This window comes from Flavobacterium sp. ov086 (genome assembly GCF_900187965.1).
Taxonomy (GTDB): domain Bacteria; phylum Bacteroidota; class Bacteroidia; order Flavobacteriales; family Flavobacteriaceae; genus Flavobacterium.
In genome coordinates this window covers 22256-39218 of sequence record NZ_FZNL01000026.1, presented here as the reverse complement: position 1 = coordinate 39218, position 16963 = coordinate 22256, and the positions used below count along the sequence as shown (strand labels likewise).

The window sequence follows — 16963 nt, the reverse complement described above, 5'->3', positions numbered from 1 at the left end:
CTAATCTAGCGCCGTTTTTGTTTTTATCTGTTTATTGCAATGAAAATGTCAACTTCTGCATTTTCAGGATTTTGTGCTTTTTCACCGTAAATTTCAAAATCAGAAGTAAAGCTTCTGTCTAAATCTGAATTCCAGATTTTCATCCATTCCTTATAAACAACACCTTCAGCAAGATTGCCTTTTGCAGTGAATTTATCGTAATGAATGCCTTCAATTGTTTTACCCGTCATTTCTTCGGGAATTGAATCTAAACTTTCTACTGGACATCCTAAAATGGTTGTATAAGGTTTTGTATGATCCTTTTCATAATCCGTATAAACGAAAATAATATCGTTGCTTACTTTATTCGGAATCTTTTCAGCAATTCCTCCACCTATAAACTTCTTTAAAAGTGCAGGAATATCTTGTCCTGATTGTCCATTTTCGTTAGTAGTTCTAACTGAAATCCCGATGACGTTGAATTTTTGAATATCCATTTTACTTAATTTTTTTATTTGTATCCAAATTTATAATTAAGTGGTGACAACAGTATGTCAGCAGTAAATCAAAAAAGATAATTTAAAGAGCTATTTTAAATTGCTGTAAATATAAGCTTCAATTGCTTTCAATTCTTCGTCAGACATTGCCTGAGTTATCGGAATATTAGTTTTCATAACCGCAAACTGACTTGGATCTACAATTGGATCTGTATTTCCTTTTAGGAATGTTACAATATCGCCGTTTTTATCTTTATAAATTTTAGCGATTTCCTGAATACTTGGACCAATTACTTTTTGATCTACCTGATGACACGAAACACAATTTCCTTTTCCTTCAAAAATGTCTTTTCCAAATGCTTCCGGTGTTTTGGCTTTCGCCGATTCTCCTTCTGAATAGGATTCGGTTGAGTTCTCGGTTGCTTTTCCAAAAGGTTCCTGATTTTCTTTTTTACAAGATGCTAAAGCTAAAACGGCAGATAAGAATAAGATTTTTTTCATTGATTATTTATTTAAAATTACAGCAGCTTCTTTTGCAAAATAAGTAGAGATAATACTTGCTCCTGCACGCTTAATGCAATAAAGTTGCTCTATCATAATTTTATCGTGATCTAACCATCCTCTTTCGGCTGCGGCCTTTACCATAGCGTACTCACCAGATACTTGGTAAACTGCAACAGGCACATGAACGGCATTTTTTACCTCACGAACGATATCTAAATAGGCTATTCCTGGTTTTACCATAACAATGTCAGCCCCTTCTTCAACATCCAATAATGCTTCACGAATTCCTTCGATTCTGTTAGCATAATCCATTTGATACGTCTTTTTATCTTTTGGAATATTTTGAGAATCTACCGGAGCAGAATCTAATGCATCACGAAATGGTCCGTAAAATGCCGAAGCATATTTAGCACTATAACTCATGATTCCAACATTGTGATGTCCGTTTTCTTCCAATGCTTTTCTAATCGCCAAAACTCTTCCGTCCATCATATCACTTGGAGCTACAAAATCGGCTCCAGCCTCAGCATGACTTAAACTCATTCGGGTTAAAGCATCAACCGTTGCGTCATTGATTAATTGACCGTTTTCGATGATTCCGTCATGACCATAAATCGAATACGGATCAAGAGCCACATCCGGCATTACAATCATTTCAGGAACGGCATCTTTTATAGCGCGAATAGTTTGTTGCATTAAACCATCTTTATTCCAGGCTTCAACACCTTTATTGTCTTTTAAGCTATCGCTTACTTTTACGTAAATATTTACTGCTTTGATCCCTAAATCCCAAGCTTCTTTTACTTCTTTAATAGTATTGTCTAACGAATGACGGTAAATTCCCGGCATTGACGGAATCGCAACTTTTACGTCTTTTCCTTCCGCAACAAACATTGGAAGCATAAAGTCTTGCGGGCTTAAACTAGTTTCACGAACTAACGAACGAATTGATTCATTGGTTCTTAAACGGCGGTTTCTTTGTAATGGGAACATTTTTTTTTGTTTAAAGTTTCATGTTTCAGGTTTTACGCTGAAATTATAAATTGTTTATTGTAAGTTTTTTATCTTTTTGAGAAGACTAAATCCTGTCTGTATATTATTTTATGTAATGGAAGCTTGGTAAATTTCTTTAATAGTTTTGCCGAGCTTGGTGTTAAACTCATCATCAGACTGATTGGCAAAAAGCCCTTCAGACAATGCTCTTGAAAAACTTGCGATCAATCCGTGGTTTTGGGCAAGTTTATCATTGGCTTCCTGTTGGGCATATCCCCCAGACAATGCCACAACACGCACAACATGTGGATCAGATATAAGATCAGTGTAAAAATCATTCACCGTTGGAATAGACAATTTCAGCATCACCTTTACATCTTTGCCTAATAAACTAAGTTGTTTCTTGATTTCTTCTTTTAGAATTTCTTCTGATTTTTCCTTGTCAGTGCTATAGATATCTACCTCAGGTTCAATAATTGGTACAAGTCCTTTTGCAAAGATTTGTAAGCCTACTTCAAATTGTTGTTCAACTACTTGTCGAATTCCTTCAGCATTTGCCTCTTTAATAACAGAGCGCATTTTAGTTCCAAAAACATTTCGTTCTACAGCTCTTGTCAGTAATTCGTCCAGATTTGAAATAGGTTTCATCAACTGCACTCCATTTGCGAGATCAGCAAGTCCTTTGTCAACCTTTAAAAAAGGGACAATGTTTTTTTTCTCCCATAAATAATCAGCAGTCCAGTCTCCGTCAATTTTGCGATCCATAGTATTTTCAAACAAAATAGCTCCAAGGATATATTCGCTGTCAAATGCAGGACTTTTAATAATGCGGGTTCTCATTTCATGCACAAGAGTGTACATTTCCTCGTCATTTGTATAGCTGCTTTCTTCAACGCCATATTGCGATAAAGCTTTTGGTGTACTGCCACCACTTTGATCTAATGCAGCGATAAATCCTTTTCCGGAATGCATGCGATTTAATTGTGCCGTGTTCATCTCTCTCTTTTCCATAATACTTTAAATTTTAGATTTTAGACTGAAGATTTTGGATTACTATAACTATTTACAAGCCTGTTTTTTGATTTACCTTCTCATAAATTTCTTTTACTTTATTTGGAGGATCAAAACGATATCCTATACTGAATTTCAAAGTTGATATATTATCATTCAATCGGGCTTCGGCATCACCGTTCTGAACGAAACTAACGGTGTTTAAACTCGCAAAAGCAAAAAGATGATCTGTATTGTAGGCAAGCTTAAAATTAAAGTCTAATTGAAGCAAAGCTGAGGTTACTTTATCAATGTCATTAATTCCTGCTCCAAGAGCAATTCCGGAACCTATTAAGAATCGATCACTAATCACAAAATTGTAAAAATAGGAGGGAGCTACTGAAAAAACATAAAAGTCACCATTTGATGAATTAGGAACATCGTTTAAATTAAGATTTGTGTAGTAAAATGAAAAACTCGGAATAAAACTTCCTGAACTTTTGGTTTGCCATTCGTTCTGATTTACTAATGTTTTATACGAGAATTTGTCGTTAAAAATATACGAGGTAGATCCGCCAATTTTTGTGGTACGCATTCGTGGAAAAGCGGCCTGAATGTTTTCTTCACTAACATAAAACCCTTTTTGATTGATAAAAGTGAAAGATTGCATCCACTTTTTATAATAAAAACGAGTATTAAAACTAAAAAGCTTAGAGTCTGAATTGTCTTTGTTTTGACTAAAGAATTTCGGTGAAAAACCAAAACTTATATCAGCAAACTGATAGCTCAAACTTACACCAAGCTGCTCTCTTCGATTTGGAGTTAATGCAAGGTATTTTTTCTTTCCTTCAGAATCAAAACCAATCTGAAAACTATTTGAAGTGTCTAAATAGTAAACACTAGTAGTGATTTTATCATCATAAGATTTAAAATAGGGGTTATGAAGCGTATCATTTTGGGCAAAACACCCAAAAACACTTCCCAAAAACACTATATAAATCAGTTTTAGATTCATTTTTTTAATTTTTAGAAACACCTCTAAATTTACAATTTAATTGTATGTCTCTATGGGTAAAATTAATATTGAGTTGAATAGATTAAATCCAGTCAACAGGATTCTCTAATACATTTATCAATTTTTCTTCAATGCTTCCTGCTTCTGCATGATGATCGTAAACCCATTGCACGTGTGGCGGTAAACTCATCAAAATACTTTCAATTCTTCCGTTGGTTCTCAAACCGAATAAAGTGCCTTTGTCATGAACCAAATTAAACTCAACATAACGACCACGGCGGATTTCCTGCCAATTTCTGTTTTCTGGAGTATATTCCAGATCTTTTCTTCTTTCCACAATCGGAACGTATGCTTCAAGGAAGCTATTACCAACTTCAGTTACGAAATTGTACCAGTCTTCCATTGACATTTGTTCATTTGCTTTGCAATAATCAAAGAATAAACCGCCAATTCCGCGGGCTTCGTTTCTGTGTGCATTCCAGAAATAAGCATCACATTGTTTTTTATATTTTGGATAAAACTCCGGATTGTGTTTGTCACAAGCCGTTTTACACGTTTGATGAAAGTGTTTTGCATCTTCTTCAAACAAATAATAAGGGGTTAAATCCTGTCCGCCACCAAACCATTGTTCGATCACTTTTCCAGATTCATCATACATCTCAAAATATCGCCAATTGGCGTGGACAGTAGGAACCATAGGGTTTTTGGGATGTAAAACCAGACTTAATCCACAAGCAAAGAAATCTGCTTCGCCAACGCCAAACATCTTTTGCATCGCTTCTGGTAATTTTCCGTGAACGGCAGAAATGTTTACACCGCCTTTTTCAAAAACATTTCCGTTTTCAATAACACGAGTTCTTCCGCCGCCGCCTTCAGGACGTTTCCATAAATCCTCACGGAATTTTGCCGTTCCATCAACAGCTTCTAATCCAGCGCAAATCTGGTCTTGTAACTTTTGTATGTAAGCGTAAAATTTATCTTTCATTTGTATTGTATTCTGATTTGAGTAATCCAAAATAAACAACATCTTCTAATGTTCCGTCGCTGCTTTTGAACTCTTCTCTCAATATTCCTTCTTGTTTAAAGTAATGTTTTAAAGCAATTTGTTGACTTGCTTTATTGATTTTTGAAGTACAGATAAAAACCTTGTTCATGTTCAAAGTGTTGAAACAAAAATCTAAGGTTTCTGAAACTAACCTTGAGGTAATTCCTTTTCCTTGAAAATCTTCATCAACAAAATAGCCTAATTCGCATTTTGCTTTTTGATTGTCAATGCTTTTGATACATAAATAACCAATTAAAGTGTTGGTTTTTATATCTCTCGGATAAAAAAAGTATCCTTCTTTGTGATTTTCTTTGTCTTGGTTAAAAGCGATAAATTGGCTTGTTTTTTCAAGATCCGGGCAATGTGAAAGCGTGACCGGGAAAGTTTTTTCAATGTGACTTTTGTTCTTTTCGATGAGGTAGTAAAACTCTTCCGGAAGAATACTGTTAATTGTTTCTGTTTTCCAATCTGTAAAACTCATCTTTATTTGTTTTTAGCCGAAGCAATTTTAGTATTTATTCCAAAGGAGAAAACTTTGCTTTCCTGCTGTATGTATTGGTAAATAGCAAGTGCTTTTCCTAAAAAATCAAATTGTTTTTCTTGTGATAAGCCAACTAGAATATCTGCAAATTGCTCCTGTTGGTTCCAATCTAAATGACATCTTTGAAGTAGAATAATTAATTCTTCTTCGGGTATTTCAATTGTTCGTTGCAGACTTAAACCAAAACTTTTAAGTTGTTCATCTATAAGACTTGTGTCTTCAGCATTCCAAAATTTAGGCACAAAAATAAGTGCATGCAAAGTCCTGAGAGTATTCTCAATTCTAATGCTTTCTTCGTCTCTTAGGCCTTTGTTTAACATATGTTTTTTACCGATTTCCTGCAAGGTTTCCAAAACCTTGTAGGTATTCTATATTAGGAAAGCTAGATCCTTTTTATATTTCAGACCTACAAGGTTTTGGAAACCTTGCAGGACGAACAAAACCGAATCACTCAAAAGTATAAGTTTCGTTTAAAAGTTCATTCTTTTGTTTATGACAAAAAATGAAATTTTCAAAATCTCCAAACAAATTCAACGTTTCTTCTCTTTCAATTTTAGTTTCTCTATTAGACATATAAGCTTGATAGGATGAAAATCTAAAACCTTTAAAATCTATATTAAGATGATGTTTAGGATTTAGATGAATATATACGATCAGATGTTTTAGATAATTTTCGTTTTTTAATTTTATTCTTTTAAAATGTTTCTCAAATAAACTTCCAGTTCTGTTTGTTTGCTTATTAAATGCTTTTGCATACGAATTAAACAAGTTCGAAAATGCTTGAGTAACTTCTTTTTCTTCAGAATTAAGTCGAATTACTAAATGAAAATGATTATTCATTAGACAATAAGCAAAAACTGAAATTTTACCAGATAAATACTTTGAAAACTGTTTTAAGAAATAAATCTTATTGTCATCACTTTCAAAAATATTTATCCCATTATTACCACGATTATAAATATGATAATAACAATCTTTCTCTAGAGCCTCTAACTTCATATTGCATCTCTTTTTCATTTCCTGCAAGGTTTTCAAAACTTTGTAGGTCTTCATTCATAATCAAAGGAAAGACTTCATCATACCTACAAGGTTTTGAAAACCTTGCAGGAAAGCAAAACGCTAATGAAAACTGAAATCTGTATACTATTGACCGTATTCCTTAACCGCGTCAATAAACGCTTTAGCGTGATCTACAGGAATATTTGGTAAAATTCCGTGACCTAAATTTACAATATATTTATCTTTTCCGAATTCGTCGATCATTTCGTGAACCATCTTTTTGATAGTCGGAATTGGAGAAAATAATCTTGACGGATCAAAATTCCCTTGTAAAGTGATGTTTCCACCAGACAAATAACGTGCATTTCTAGCCGAACAAGTCCAGTCTACTCCAAGTGCAGAGGCTTTACTTTTACCCATTTCGCCAAGAGCAAACCAACATCCTTTTCCGAAAACAATAACCGGTGTAACTTCAGCCAAAGCATCAATAATTTGGTTGATGTATTTCCATGAAAATTCCTGATAATCTACAGGAGAAAGCATTCCTCCCCAAGAATCAAAAATCTGAACGGCATCAACTCCAGCTTTTACTTTTTCTTTTAAGTATAAAATGGTAGTATCTGTGATTTTTTGTAATAATGTATGTGCTGCAACAGGGTTTGAGAAACAGAATCCTTTTGCAGTATCAAAGCTTTTAGAACCTTTTCCTTCAACCGCATAGCAGAAAATTGTCCAAGGCGAACCAGCGAAACCAATTAGTGGCACTTCGTCGTTCAGCATTTCTTTAGTCAATTTAATAGCGTCAAAAACATAACCTAAAGTTTCATTCACATCTGGAACAAAAACTTGATTTACCTGTTCCATTGTACGGATTGGGTCCGGAATAATTGGTCCCAAATTGTCTTTCAATTCTACGTGAATACCCATAGCGCGAGGAACTACCAGAATATCTGAAAATAAAATCGCAGCATCCGGAGCAATTCTGCGGATTGGTTGAACCGTAATTTCGGCAGCCAATTCCGGAGTTTCACATCTTGTGAAAAAATCATATTTGTCACGTAAAGCTCTAAATTCGGGTAAATATCTTCCGGCCTGACGCATCATCCATACTGGCGGACGTTGAACAGTTTCTCCTTTTAGTGCTTTTAAAAATAGGTCGTTTTTTAACATTGTTTTTTTATTTTAGGTGCAAAGGCACAAAGTGACAGAGTTGCAAAGGTTTATTTATATTCTTGTAAAACATCTTCAATTACATCTTCAACTGTTGGCTGATCTGCAATAATGATGTTTTTGGTGATTTTTTCTAAAGCTTCTGCAGTGGTTTCTCCAATACAAAAGCAGGTTTCTTTCTTGATAGTATTCTCTTTTAAATAACTTTCAACGCCAGAGGGACTGAAAAAAAGAATAGCATCAACGGTTGTTTTTATTTTCTGAGGTGTTAATGACGTATCATAAACCTGAATTTCATTGAATTTTATATCCGCTTCCTTTAAAGCTTTCGGTAAAGTTTCTCTACGGAGATTTCCGCTAAAAAAAGTATAGCTTTCATTACGGTAAATCAAAGTGATAATTTCGGATAAATCAGAAGCATAACCCGTATAAGCTACAACATTAAAGCCACTTTCAGACAAAAGAATTTTGGTTTTTAGACCAACGCAAAAGACATTTTTGCTTTTTAATTCCTCAGCTTTTGGATGTCCTAAAATACTGTGAACGGCATTTTGACTCGTAAAAATCAGGTTTTCGTTGAGGTCTTTTAATTCGAAAGGTTTGTTTTGTGTTTGAATAAAATCAGCTTCGAGAACTTCAATATTGGCTTTTACCAATGCTTGTTTTTGTTCGCCCGACAGCTTTTTTGTAGATAATATTTGAATTGATTTACTCATTATTTTTTTAAAGATTCTTTAATAGATGCCATTAATTCGGCTCCGCCATTGTTTATAATTTCCTGAGCGGCAAAGAATCCTAGTTTTTTCCATTCTGAAATGTCAACTGTTTTTTCAATTTCCAGCTTTTGCTTTCCATCAACAGAAAGTAAAACACCTTGAAAATGTAAAGTGTCTTCATCTTCATTATATTTTACCAAAGCCCCGATTGGCGCGGTACAACCGCCTTCCAGCGTTCTTAAAAATTGACGTTCGATATACGTACAAATTTCAGTTTCAATGTGGTTTAATTGCGAAAGTGCATCCAGTGTATAATTGTCATTTTCCATTGCCACAACTAGCATTGCTCCTTGTGCCGGCGCGGGAATCATCCAATCTAAATCTATAAAGTTTCCTGGTTTTAGGTTAATACGCTCCAATCCTGCAGCAGCAAAAACAGCTCCGTCCCAGTTATTGTCTTGTAATTTTTGCATACGAGTGTTTACGTTTCCACGTAAATCAACGACCGTATGATTTGGATATTTATTAAACCATTGCGCCTGACGACGTAAGCTTCCAGTTGCAATAGTACTTGGATTCGTAAAATCAGGATTTCCTTTATGAACCAAAATATCAAGAACATTGGCTCTTTCTAAAACTGCTGCCTGAACAATTCCTTTTGGTAAAGCTGTCGGAACATCTTTCATGGAATGTACTGCGATATCACAATCGCCATTAATCATGGCAATGTCTAATGTTTTCGTAAAAATTCCAGTGATTCCAAGTTCGTATAGAGGTTTGTCAAGAATAATATCACCTTGTGATTTTACTGCAACAATTGAGGTTTTATACCCTAAATCGTTTAGTTTTTTCTCTACAGTATGCGCTTGCCAAAGTGCTAATTCGCTATCGCGAGTTCCAATTCTGATTGTTTTTTCAGCCATTTTTATTTTTTAAAACCAAGGTTTTTTTCTTTTGAACCATTAAGATATTAAGTATCATTAAGGTTGAGTTTGTAAACACAAAGCTTAATTTATCTTAAATATTAATGATTCCCTTTCATGATTTTTTACCCAGAAAGCTTAACTTTCTTAATATCTTAATGGTTAAAAAATTAAGATGCTTTTATTTTGAAGACTTTTTCGATCCATTCGATGCTTTCATCAACCATGGTATCATCGTCTTTTAAGTGATTGGCAAAATGAGTAGTGATTTTCTGGATGATTCTGTTGCTGATGATTTCAGCCTGAGCTTCATTAAAATCAGCAATTTTTCGGCTTTGAAAATCTAATTCAGAAACTTTAATCTCATTCAGTTTTTCTTTCAAAGCATTTATAGTTGGAGCAAATTTTCTTCCTTTAGTCCAGGTAACAAATTCTTCCTTAACTTCTTCGATAATTGCTTCGGCTGCCGGAATGTGTAATTTTCTGTTTTCAAGAGTTTCATCTGTCAATTGAGACAAATAATCCATGTGAATCAACGTTACACCTTCTAATTCCTCAACGTTTTCGTTTACGTTTTTCGGAATAGACAAATCTAAAATCAATAAAGGTTTCTTAAGATTCAAGATTGCTTTGTCAACTGTTGGGTTTTGTGCGCCTGTAGCAACTACAACAACATCAGCTTTTTGAAGTTCTAAATGAAGTTCCGAATAATCTTTAACAATCAAATTTAGTTTTCCGGCCAATTTCTCAGCTTTATCCTTAGTTCGGTTGATTAAAGTAATATGTTCGTTTTTGGTATGTTTTACAAGATTCTCGCAAGTATTTCTTCCGATTTTTCCTGTTCCGAAAAGTAGAATGTTTTTATTACCGATATCTTCTACATTTTTAATAATGTATTGTACCGATGCAAAAGAAACCGAAGTCGCTCCAGAGCTGATTTCTGTTTCGTTTTTTATTTTTTTACTTGCCTGAATCACCGCGTTTACTAATCTTTCTAAGAAAGCATTCGCTAAATTCATAGATTTAGAATGAGCAAAACTGGTTTTAATTTGAGATATAATTTCAAAATCGCCTAAGATCTGACTGTCTAAACCAGTTCCTACGCGAAACATATGATTAATGGCTTCCTGATTTTTATAAACGAATCCTACTTTCTGAAAAGCATCCACAGATCCGTTGCTATTATCGCAAATTAGCTTTATTAATTGAAAAGGGTGTTCGGCAAAACCGTAGATCTCGGTTCTGTTACAAGTCGAAGTAACAATTAGACTTTCTATTCCTTCTGTTTTAGCTTGTTCCAGTAAACGCGTTTTGGCAACTGCATCCAAACTAAATTGACCTCTGACCTCAGCATCAGCTTTTTTATAACTCAGACCAACTGAATAAAAATATAGGTGTTTCGGTACGATATTGTTTTCCATAAATTCACTTTCATAAAAGTGCAACAAAATTATCATTATACTGTTTACAAAAGTAACGCTCAAAGTACTATTTGTGTCGCTACATGTTTTTTTGTTTCTAAACGACTGTTTTTATGCAAAAAGGATTATTTTTGTAGCAAAATCAAGTTGTTAGAATCTATTTGTTTAGAGTCATTCTAAATAACATTTCGCTTTTGCTTTGATTTTTATCTAAAAAAAATATCGCTATGAGTTCTCAGGAAATTATAAAAATTGAAGATGACTTTACGCTAATCCGTTTTCAGAACGATAGTTCTGAACCTTTTTTTGGACAGCATGAAGTTGGTAGTGGTCTGATACAGTTTCACTTCGGGATAAAAGGGAATGCAAAATTCTTGTTCAATCAAGGCAGTTACGCTTTAGATTTGAAAGAAGAAAAATCGTTGCTTTTGTATAATCCGCAGAAAGAATTACCACTCAATTTAGAGTTGGCTCCAAACTCGTGGGTGATTTCAGTAATTGTTTCGATCAAGAAATTTCACGCGTTGTTTTCTGCGGAAGCAGATTATATCACTTTCTTAAGTCCGGACAATAAGGATAAAAAGTATTATAACGAAGGAAATATTAGTCCGTCGATGGCAATTGTTTTGAGTCAACTGTTTCATTATAACTTACATCCGTCCATAAAAAACCTTTATTATAAAGGAAAAGGATACGAATTGTTGAGTTTGTATTTTAACAGAACCGAAGATCCAAATGCAGAACAATGTCCGTTTTTGATTGATGAAGATAACGTTTTGAAGATCAGAAAAGCCAAAGAAATTATCATCGCCAATATGGCTGAACCGCCCGGATTGCAAGAGCTGGCAGATGAAATTGGTTTGAATTTGAAGAAACTCAAAATGGGTTTCAAACAAATCTACGGCGACACAGTTTACGGTTTTCTATTTGATTATAAAATGGATTTCGCCCGAAAACTTCTTGACAGCGGATCTTATAATGTAAACGAAGTAGGGCTGAAAATTGGTTACAGCACCGGAAGTCATTTTATCGCGGCATTCAAAAAGAAGTTTGCCACAACTCCTAAAAAATATTTGATGTCGATTAATACGAATGTATAGTTTGCCACGAATTTCACGAATTTGCACCAATTAATTATCTGCGAAAATCTGTTAAACCCGTTAAATCAGTGTGCCAATATCTAGAAATCAATTTTCGATATTCAACAATAAATAAAAAGTAACATTTATCATATTTCTAAAAAGTTACAAGTAATACTTTTGACGAAATTTTTAAAAACAAATTAAATGCTTAAAGCCTAGAGCTTAAAGCCTAAAGCAAAGAATAAATGAAAGGCGTATTATTAGTAAACTTAGGATCTCCAGAAAGTCCTGAACCAAAAGATGTAAAACCGTATTTAGACGAATTTTTAATGGATAAATACGTAATTGATGTTCCGTATTTGTTAAGAGCCTTTTTAGTTCGTGGTATTATTTTAAGAAAAAGACCGGAAGAATCAGCGCACGCTTATAAAAAAATCTGGTGGGAAGAAGGTTCTCCTTTGGTAGTACTTTCAGAAAGAATGCAGAAAAAAGTACAACCTCTGGTAAATGTTCCGGTAGCACTTTCTATGCGTTACGGAAGTATGACAATCGAAAAAGGACTTCAGGAATTGCATGATAAAGGCGTTACCGAAGTATTGCTTTTCCCTTTGTATCCGCAATACGCAATGGCTTCGACTTTGACTATTTTAGTGAAAGCAGAAGAAATCCGTAAAAAGAAATTTCCACAAATGACTTTTACTGATGTTCCTGCGTTTTACAACAAACCGGATTACATCAAGAATTTGGCCGATTCAATTCAGAAACATTTAGTTGGATTTAATTATGATCATTTATTGTTCTCGTATCACGGAATCCCGGAACGTCACATTCGCAAAACCGATGTAACGAAATCACATTGTAAAATTGATGGTTCTTGTTGTAATACACCTTCGCCGGCACATGATTTCTGTTACCGTCACCAATGTTATGAAACAACCAGACAAGTCGTAAAATTATTAGGACTTCCTGCCGATAAATACAGTCTGACTTTTCAGTCACGTTTAGCAGGCGATAAATGGTTGGAACCTTATACAGATGTTGAAATCGACAAAATGCCAGCAAAAGGAATCAAGAATCTTGCAGTTGTAACGCCAGCTTTCGTTTCGGATTGTTTAGAAACTCTGGAAGAAATCGCAATGCGCGCCAAAGAAGATTTCGAAGCAAAAGGCGGTGAGAATTTCTTAGCGATTCCGTGTTTGAATGACGATGATGAATGGTGTGAAACTGTTGGGAATTGGATTAATGATTGGGCTAAATAGATAAAAAATAGAGTAAAGAATAAAGAACAAAGACTTTATCAATGGAATATTATAACTACTTAAAATCGTTACATATCATTTTCGTACTAACTTGGTTTGTGGGATTATTCAATATAGTGCGTTTGTTTGTTTATCAAATTGAAGCAAACGATAAACCATCTCCTGAAAAGGAAATTTTACAGGCGCAATTCAAAATAATGAGCTACCGTTTGTGGTACATTATTACATGGCCTTCGGCAATTTTAGCAAGTATTTTTGCTTTTTGGATGTTGTTTTTTACCGATTTAGGAAACGCCTGGCTGAAAATGCCCTGGATGCATATTAAATTGGGTTTCGTTTTTCTATTGTATTTGTATCATTTAAGATGTCATCAAATTTTTAAGCAATTACAAAATGATGAGGTAAAATATTCAAGCAATTACATGCGTTTATGGAACGAAGGCGCAACTATTATATTGTTTGCCATTGTTTTTTTAGTAGTTTTAAAAAGTGCTTTTAATTGGATCTTTGGTGTAGTTGGAATCATTTTATTCTCGGCTTTACTTATGCTGGGTTTTAAATTTTACAAAAGAATACGCGAAAGAAAATAAGAAAAGTTGCCACGAATTGACACAAATTTTTTTTGCCACAGATTAAGAGGATTTTAATGATTTCTTTCAGGAAGGATAAAATCTTGATAATCCTCTTAATCTGTGGCATTATAAATGATGATTAATTTGGGTTGATTCGTGCAATTCGTGGCAAAACAAACAAAACAAAAACTATGTTTAACAACTTCAAAATGTCGATGCTTTCTCTTCGTGTTAGGATATTCCTTTCGATGATTGTATTGATTGTTGTGGCATCTTTTTTATTGGCTTCTATTTCGATTATTCAGTTTAAGAATGAAGCCAAAGAATACCATCAGGAACGTCTCGAACGAAAAGAAAATGCGGTAAAAGAACACATCAATTACGTGCTTTCTACTACAACGTATCCTTTAAAAACTGCCAATTTAGATTTGATTTTTAAAGATAAAATCCATGAATTAGCGCAGATTCACAAAATCGAAATCAATATTTACAGCCTTGACGGAAAACTATTAAAATCATCCAAAGAATCTTTTGCGGTTGATAAAGTAGCGCCACCGGTTCCGGATTATATCTTGAAACTGGTGCGTTCTTCAATCGAGAAGCGTTTTGTAGATATTAAAACCATTGATGGTGTCAAAAACAGATCTTCATATAGTTTGATCAAAGACGAAAAATTCAAGCCACTTGGGATTTTGAATCTTCCATATTTAGAAGACGACGGTTATTATGACAACGAGTTGAATACTTTCCTGATTCGTCTTAGTCAGGTGTATTCGTTTATGTTGGTTGTGGCTTTTGCATTAGCCTATTTCCTTTCGACTTATATCACAAAATCACTGAAAACCATTTCAGACAGATTAGAAGAAACCAATTTAGATCAGAAAAACGAGAAAATCGTATTAGAAGCTAATAGTAAGGAAGTGAACTTCCTGATAAAAGCTTACAACGGAATGGTGGATAAATTGGAAACCAGTGCCATAAAACTAGCCCAAAGTGAACGTGAAGAAGCCTGGCGTGAAATGGCGAAACAGGTAGCACACGAAATTAAAAATCCGCTTACGCCGATGAGGTTAACGGTTCAGAGTTTTCAGCGAAAGTTTGACCCGACAGCTCCGGACGTAAAGCAGAAATTAAACGATTACTCTGAAACTCTAATTCAGCAAATTGATACAATGACGGCAGTAGCTTCGGCATTTTCGAATTTTGCATCGATGCCGGCACAGCAAAACGAAACCTTAAATGTGGTTGAGGTTGTGGAGCTTGCTTTGGATATTTTCAACGAAGATTATATTGTTTTCGAAAGTGAAGAAGAAGAAATCATCTCAAAAATGGATCGTACGCAACTGATTCGTGTGATTACCAATTTGGTTAAAAATGCAACTCAGGCGATTCCGGAAAGTCAATTTCACAAATCTATCGTGGTTACAGTAAAACGTAGGAATAACAATGTCGAAATTGCGGTAAAAGACAACGGAATTGGAATTCAGAAACTCGATATTAGTAGAATATTCGAGCCAAAATTCACCACTAAAACAAGTGGAATGGGACTTGGACTCGGAATTATAAAAAACATCATAGAAAATTACAAAGGAACAATTACCTTTGAATCAACTTACGGAAAAGGAACCACTTTTAGAGTTTCTTTACCTATCACAAACTCATAAAACCAGCGTCATGAACTACGAAAATCTTTTAATTTCAATTGAAGAAAAAATTGCAACCGTAACCATTAATCGTCCTACAAAATTAAATGCTTTAAACAAAGCTACGATCAGCGACTTGAGTAAAGCAGTTAAATTATTAGGCAAAAATGATGATGTTCGTGTTATTATAATTACCGGAAGCGGCGAAAAAGCATTTGTTGCCGGAGCTGATATTTCGGAATTTGCAAATTATACTATTGTCGAAGGCGCACAATTAGCCGCTGAAGGACAAGAAAGCTTATTTGATTTTATCGAAAATTTAAAGAAACCCGTAATTGCTGCCGTAAATGGTTTCGCACTTGGCGGAGGGTTAGAGTTGGCAATGGCGTGTCATTTTAGAGTAGCGTCAGATAATGCAAAAATGGGATTGCCGGAAGTAACTTTAGGATTGATTCCGGGTTACGGAGGAACTCAGCGTTTACCACAATTAGTAGGTAAAGGCCGCGCAATGGAAATGATTATGACTGCAGCGATGATTTCTGCCGATGAAGCAAAACAATTCGGTTTGGTAAATCATGTTGTGCCTCAGGCTGAACTTCTTGAATTTGCAAACGGAATTGCTCAAAAAATCATCAAAAATGCTCCTTTTGCAATAAGCAAAGCGATAAAAGCAATTAATGCCAATTATACTGACGGTAAAAACGGTTTTGATACCGAGATAAAATCATTCGGAAAATGTTTCGGAACTCAGGATTTTAAAGAAGGAACAACTGCATTTTTAGAAAAAAGAAAAGCAGAGTTTACAGGAAAATAATTTTTCTTAACCGCAAAGTTCGTAAGGAATTACGCTAGGTTCACAATTTTTTTTTAATTTTCTTGTGTCCTTTGTGTAAATCTTAGCGAACTTTGCGGTTAAATAATAGACAAAGGTTTTAAAAACTTAGAACCTTAGCATCTCAGAACCTTAGCATCTAAAAAAAATGTACGAACCAATATTTGCTCTTTTTTGCGAACGCGTTAAAGAAAGTATTCATGCAGGCACTTTTGCCAAATTAACCCTGGCGAAAACCATGGGGGATACCGAGATCAAGAACATTTATTTCCGTTTAGTTTTAAACGAAGATAATACCTATTCGATTTCGCTAACAACACGATATAAAACCGAAGAAATAGAAAGTATTCATACTTTGGATGAAGCTTTGATGGTTTTAGGAACTTATATTAAAAATCCGTTTTTGACAGCACTTTTATTCACAACAGACAATGATGTGACATTTAAAGTAAACAAAAAGAACGCAGGAAGTATCATTGAACAAGAACCGACTTTTAAGAATGCTTCACCAGTTATGCTGGAAATGATAGAGAAGGGGATTGTATAATAATAGCTTTTAGGTTTTTTGGGAGCTAATCCCGCTATCGTTACAATCTTTTGTGCCGAACCCCGGCACAAAAGGATTTTCACTATCGGGGCTAGGGCTTTCGGTTTCAAAAGAGGCATCGACCTATAGATATTGTAGAGATGGATTTTAATCCATCCAAAAAGATAGATTTGCAATATCTTATATCCTTTGCGTTCAACGGATTAAAATCCGTTGCTACATTATGGTTCGTTCC

At 34.6% G+C, this 16963-nt stretch carries 19 protein-coding genes; 6 read left to right on the top strand and 13 right to left on the bottom strand.

Translation table 11 applies throughout. From position 1 onward, the window contains the following. Positions 1–23 precede the first annotated feature (23 nt). From CHB81_RS22450 to hemA, 13 genes are all read right to left on the bottom strand, one after another. The gene (locus tag CHB81_RS22450) at positions 24–476 is read right to left on the bottom strand and encodes a GyrI-like domain-containing protein (protein WP_089354072.1); all 453 of its coding nucleotides are present in this window, start codon (positions 474–476) and stop codon (positions 24–26) included. A 90-nt stretch (positions 477–566) separates the two neighbouring features. Further along, positions 567–977, bottom strand: a complete 411-nt coding sequence (locus CHB81_RS22445) for a c-type cytochrome (RefSeq protein ID WP_089354071.1) — start codon at positions 975–977, stop codon at positions 567–569. Between the two features lie 3 nt (positions 978–980). Beyond that, a complete protein-coding gene (gene hemB, locus CHB81_RS22440) occupies positions 981–1973 on the bottom strand; it encodes a porphobilinogen synthase (protein ID WP_089354070.1) in 993 nt (330 codons plus the stop codon). Positions 1974–2081: 108 nt separating this feature from the next. After that, positions 2082–2969, bottom strand: a complete 888-nt coding sequence (locus CHB81_RS22435) for a fructose bisphosphate aldolase (protein WP_089354099.1) — start codon at positions 2967–2969, stop codon at positions 2082–2084. A 67-nt stretch (positions 2970–3036) separates the two neighbouring features. Continuing rightward, entirely contained in the window at positions 3037–3978 is a 942-nt protein-coding gene (locus tag CHB81_RS22430) for a DUF4421 family protein (RefSeq protein ID WP_089354069.1), read from the bottom strand. Between the two features lie 82 nt (positions 3979–4060). Then, positions 4061–4963 (bottom strand): oxygen-dependent coproporphyrinogen oxidase, encoded by a 903-nt coding sequence (gene hemF, locus CHB81_RS22425; protein ID WP_089354068.1) that lies wholly within the window; start codon positions 4961–4963, stop codon positions 4061–4063. Further along, positions 4953–5504: a GNAT family N-acetyltransferase gene (locus CHB81_RS22420; RefSeq protein ID WP_089354067.1), complete on the bottom strand. Its 552-nt coding sequence runs from the start codon at positions 5502–5504 to the stop codon at positions 4953–4955. The genes hemF and CHB81_RS22420 overlap by 11 nt, the downstream gene beginning before the upstream one ends. 2 nt (positions 5505–5506) lie before the next feature. After that, positions 5507–5884, bottom strand: a complete 378-nt coding sequence (locus CHB81_RS22415; RefSeq protein WP_089354066.1) for a hypothetical protein — start codon at positions 5882–5884, stop codon at positions 5507–5509. 127 nt (positions 5885–6011) lie between these two features. Beyond that, entirely contained in the window at positions 6012–6581 is a 570-nt protein-coding gene (locus CHB81_RS22410) for a transposase (protein ID WP_254921244.1), read from the bottom strand. Between the two features lie 126 nt (positions 6582–6707). Further along, a complete protein-coding gene (hemE, locus tag CHB81_RS22405) occupies positions 6708–7733 on the bottom strand; it encodes a uroporphyrinogen decarboxylase (RefSeq protein ID WP_089354064.1) in 1026 nt (341 codons plus the stop codon). A gap of 50 nt (positions 7734–7783) precedes the next feature. Beyond that, positions 7784–8449 carry a uroporphyrinogen-III synthase gene (locus CHB81_RS22400; protein ID WP_089354063.1) on the bottom strand — a complete coding sequence of 222 codons (666 nt, stop codon included), beginning with the start codon at positions 8447–8449 and terminating at the stop codon, positions 7784–7786. Further along, positions 8449–9372 (bottom strand): hydroxymethylbilane synthase, encoded by a 924-nt coding sequence (hemC, locus tag CHB81_RS22395; RefSeq protein ID WP_089354062.1) that lies wholly within the window; start codon positions 9370–9372, stop codon positions 8449–8451. Before hemC ends, CHB81_RS22400 begins: the two co-directional genes overlap by 1 nt. Before the next feature lie 170 nt (positions 9373–9542). Continuing rightward, positions 9543–10793: a glutamyl-tRNA reductase gene (gene hemA / locus CHB81_RS22390; RefSeq protein ID WP_089354098.1), complete on the bottom strand. Its 1251-nt coding sequence runs from the start codon at positions 10791–10793 to the stop codon at positions 9543–9545. A gap of 227 nt (positions 10794–11020) precedes the next feature. Between hemA and CHB81_RS22385 the strand changes: the two genes are divergently transcribed. The 6 genes from CHB81_RS22385 to CHB81_RS22360 all read left to right on the top strand — a co-directional run bounded on the left by CHB81_RS22385 (position 11021) and on the right by CHB81_RS22360 (position 16728). After that, entirely contained in the window at positions 11021–11893 is an 873-nt protein-coding gene (locus tag CHB81_RS22385; RefSeq protein WP_056247889.1) for an AraC family transcriptional regulator, read from the top strand. Between the two features lie 227 nt (positions 11894–12120). Then, complete coding sequence (gene hemH, locus CHB81_RS22380; RefSeq protein ID WP_089354061.1) at positions 12121–13134, top strand: ferrochelatase; 1014 nt, start codon at positions 12121–12123, stop codon at positions 13132–13134. Positions 13135–13175: 41 nt separating this feature from the next. Further along, on the top strand, positions 13176–13724 hold the full coding sequence (locus tag CHB81_RS22375; protein ID WP_089354060.1) for a CopD family protein: 549 nt from the start codon (positions 13176–13178) through the stop codon (positions 13722–13724). 230 nt (positions 13725–13954) lie between these two features. Continuing rightward, positions 13955–15370 (top strand): ATP-binding protein, encoded by a 1416-nt coding sequence (locus CHB81_RS22370; protein ID WP_089354059.1) that lies wholly within the window; start codon positions 13955–13957, stop codon positions 15368–15370. 10 nt (positions 15371–15380) lie between these two features. Then, on the top strand, positions 15381–16163 hold the full coding sequence (locus tag CHB81_RS22365) for an enoyl-CoA hydratase/isomerase family protein (protein WP_089354058.1): 783 nt from the start codon (positions 15381–15383) through the stop codon (positions 16161–16163). A 166-nt stretch (positions 16164–16329) separates the two neighbouring features. After that, positions 16330–16728, top strand: coding sequence for a hypothetical protein (locus CHB81_RS22360; RefSeq protein WP_089354057.1), 399 nt, complete (start codon positions 16330–16332; stop codon positions 16726–16728). Positions 16729–16963 lie beyond the last annotated feature (235 nt).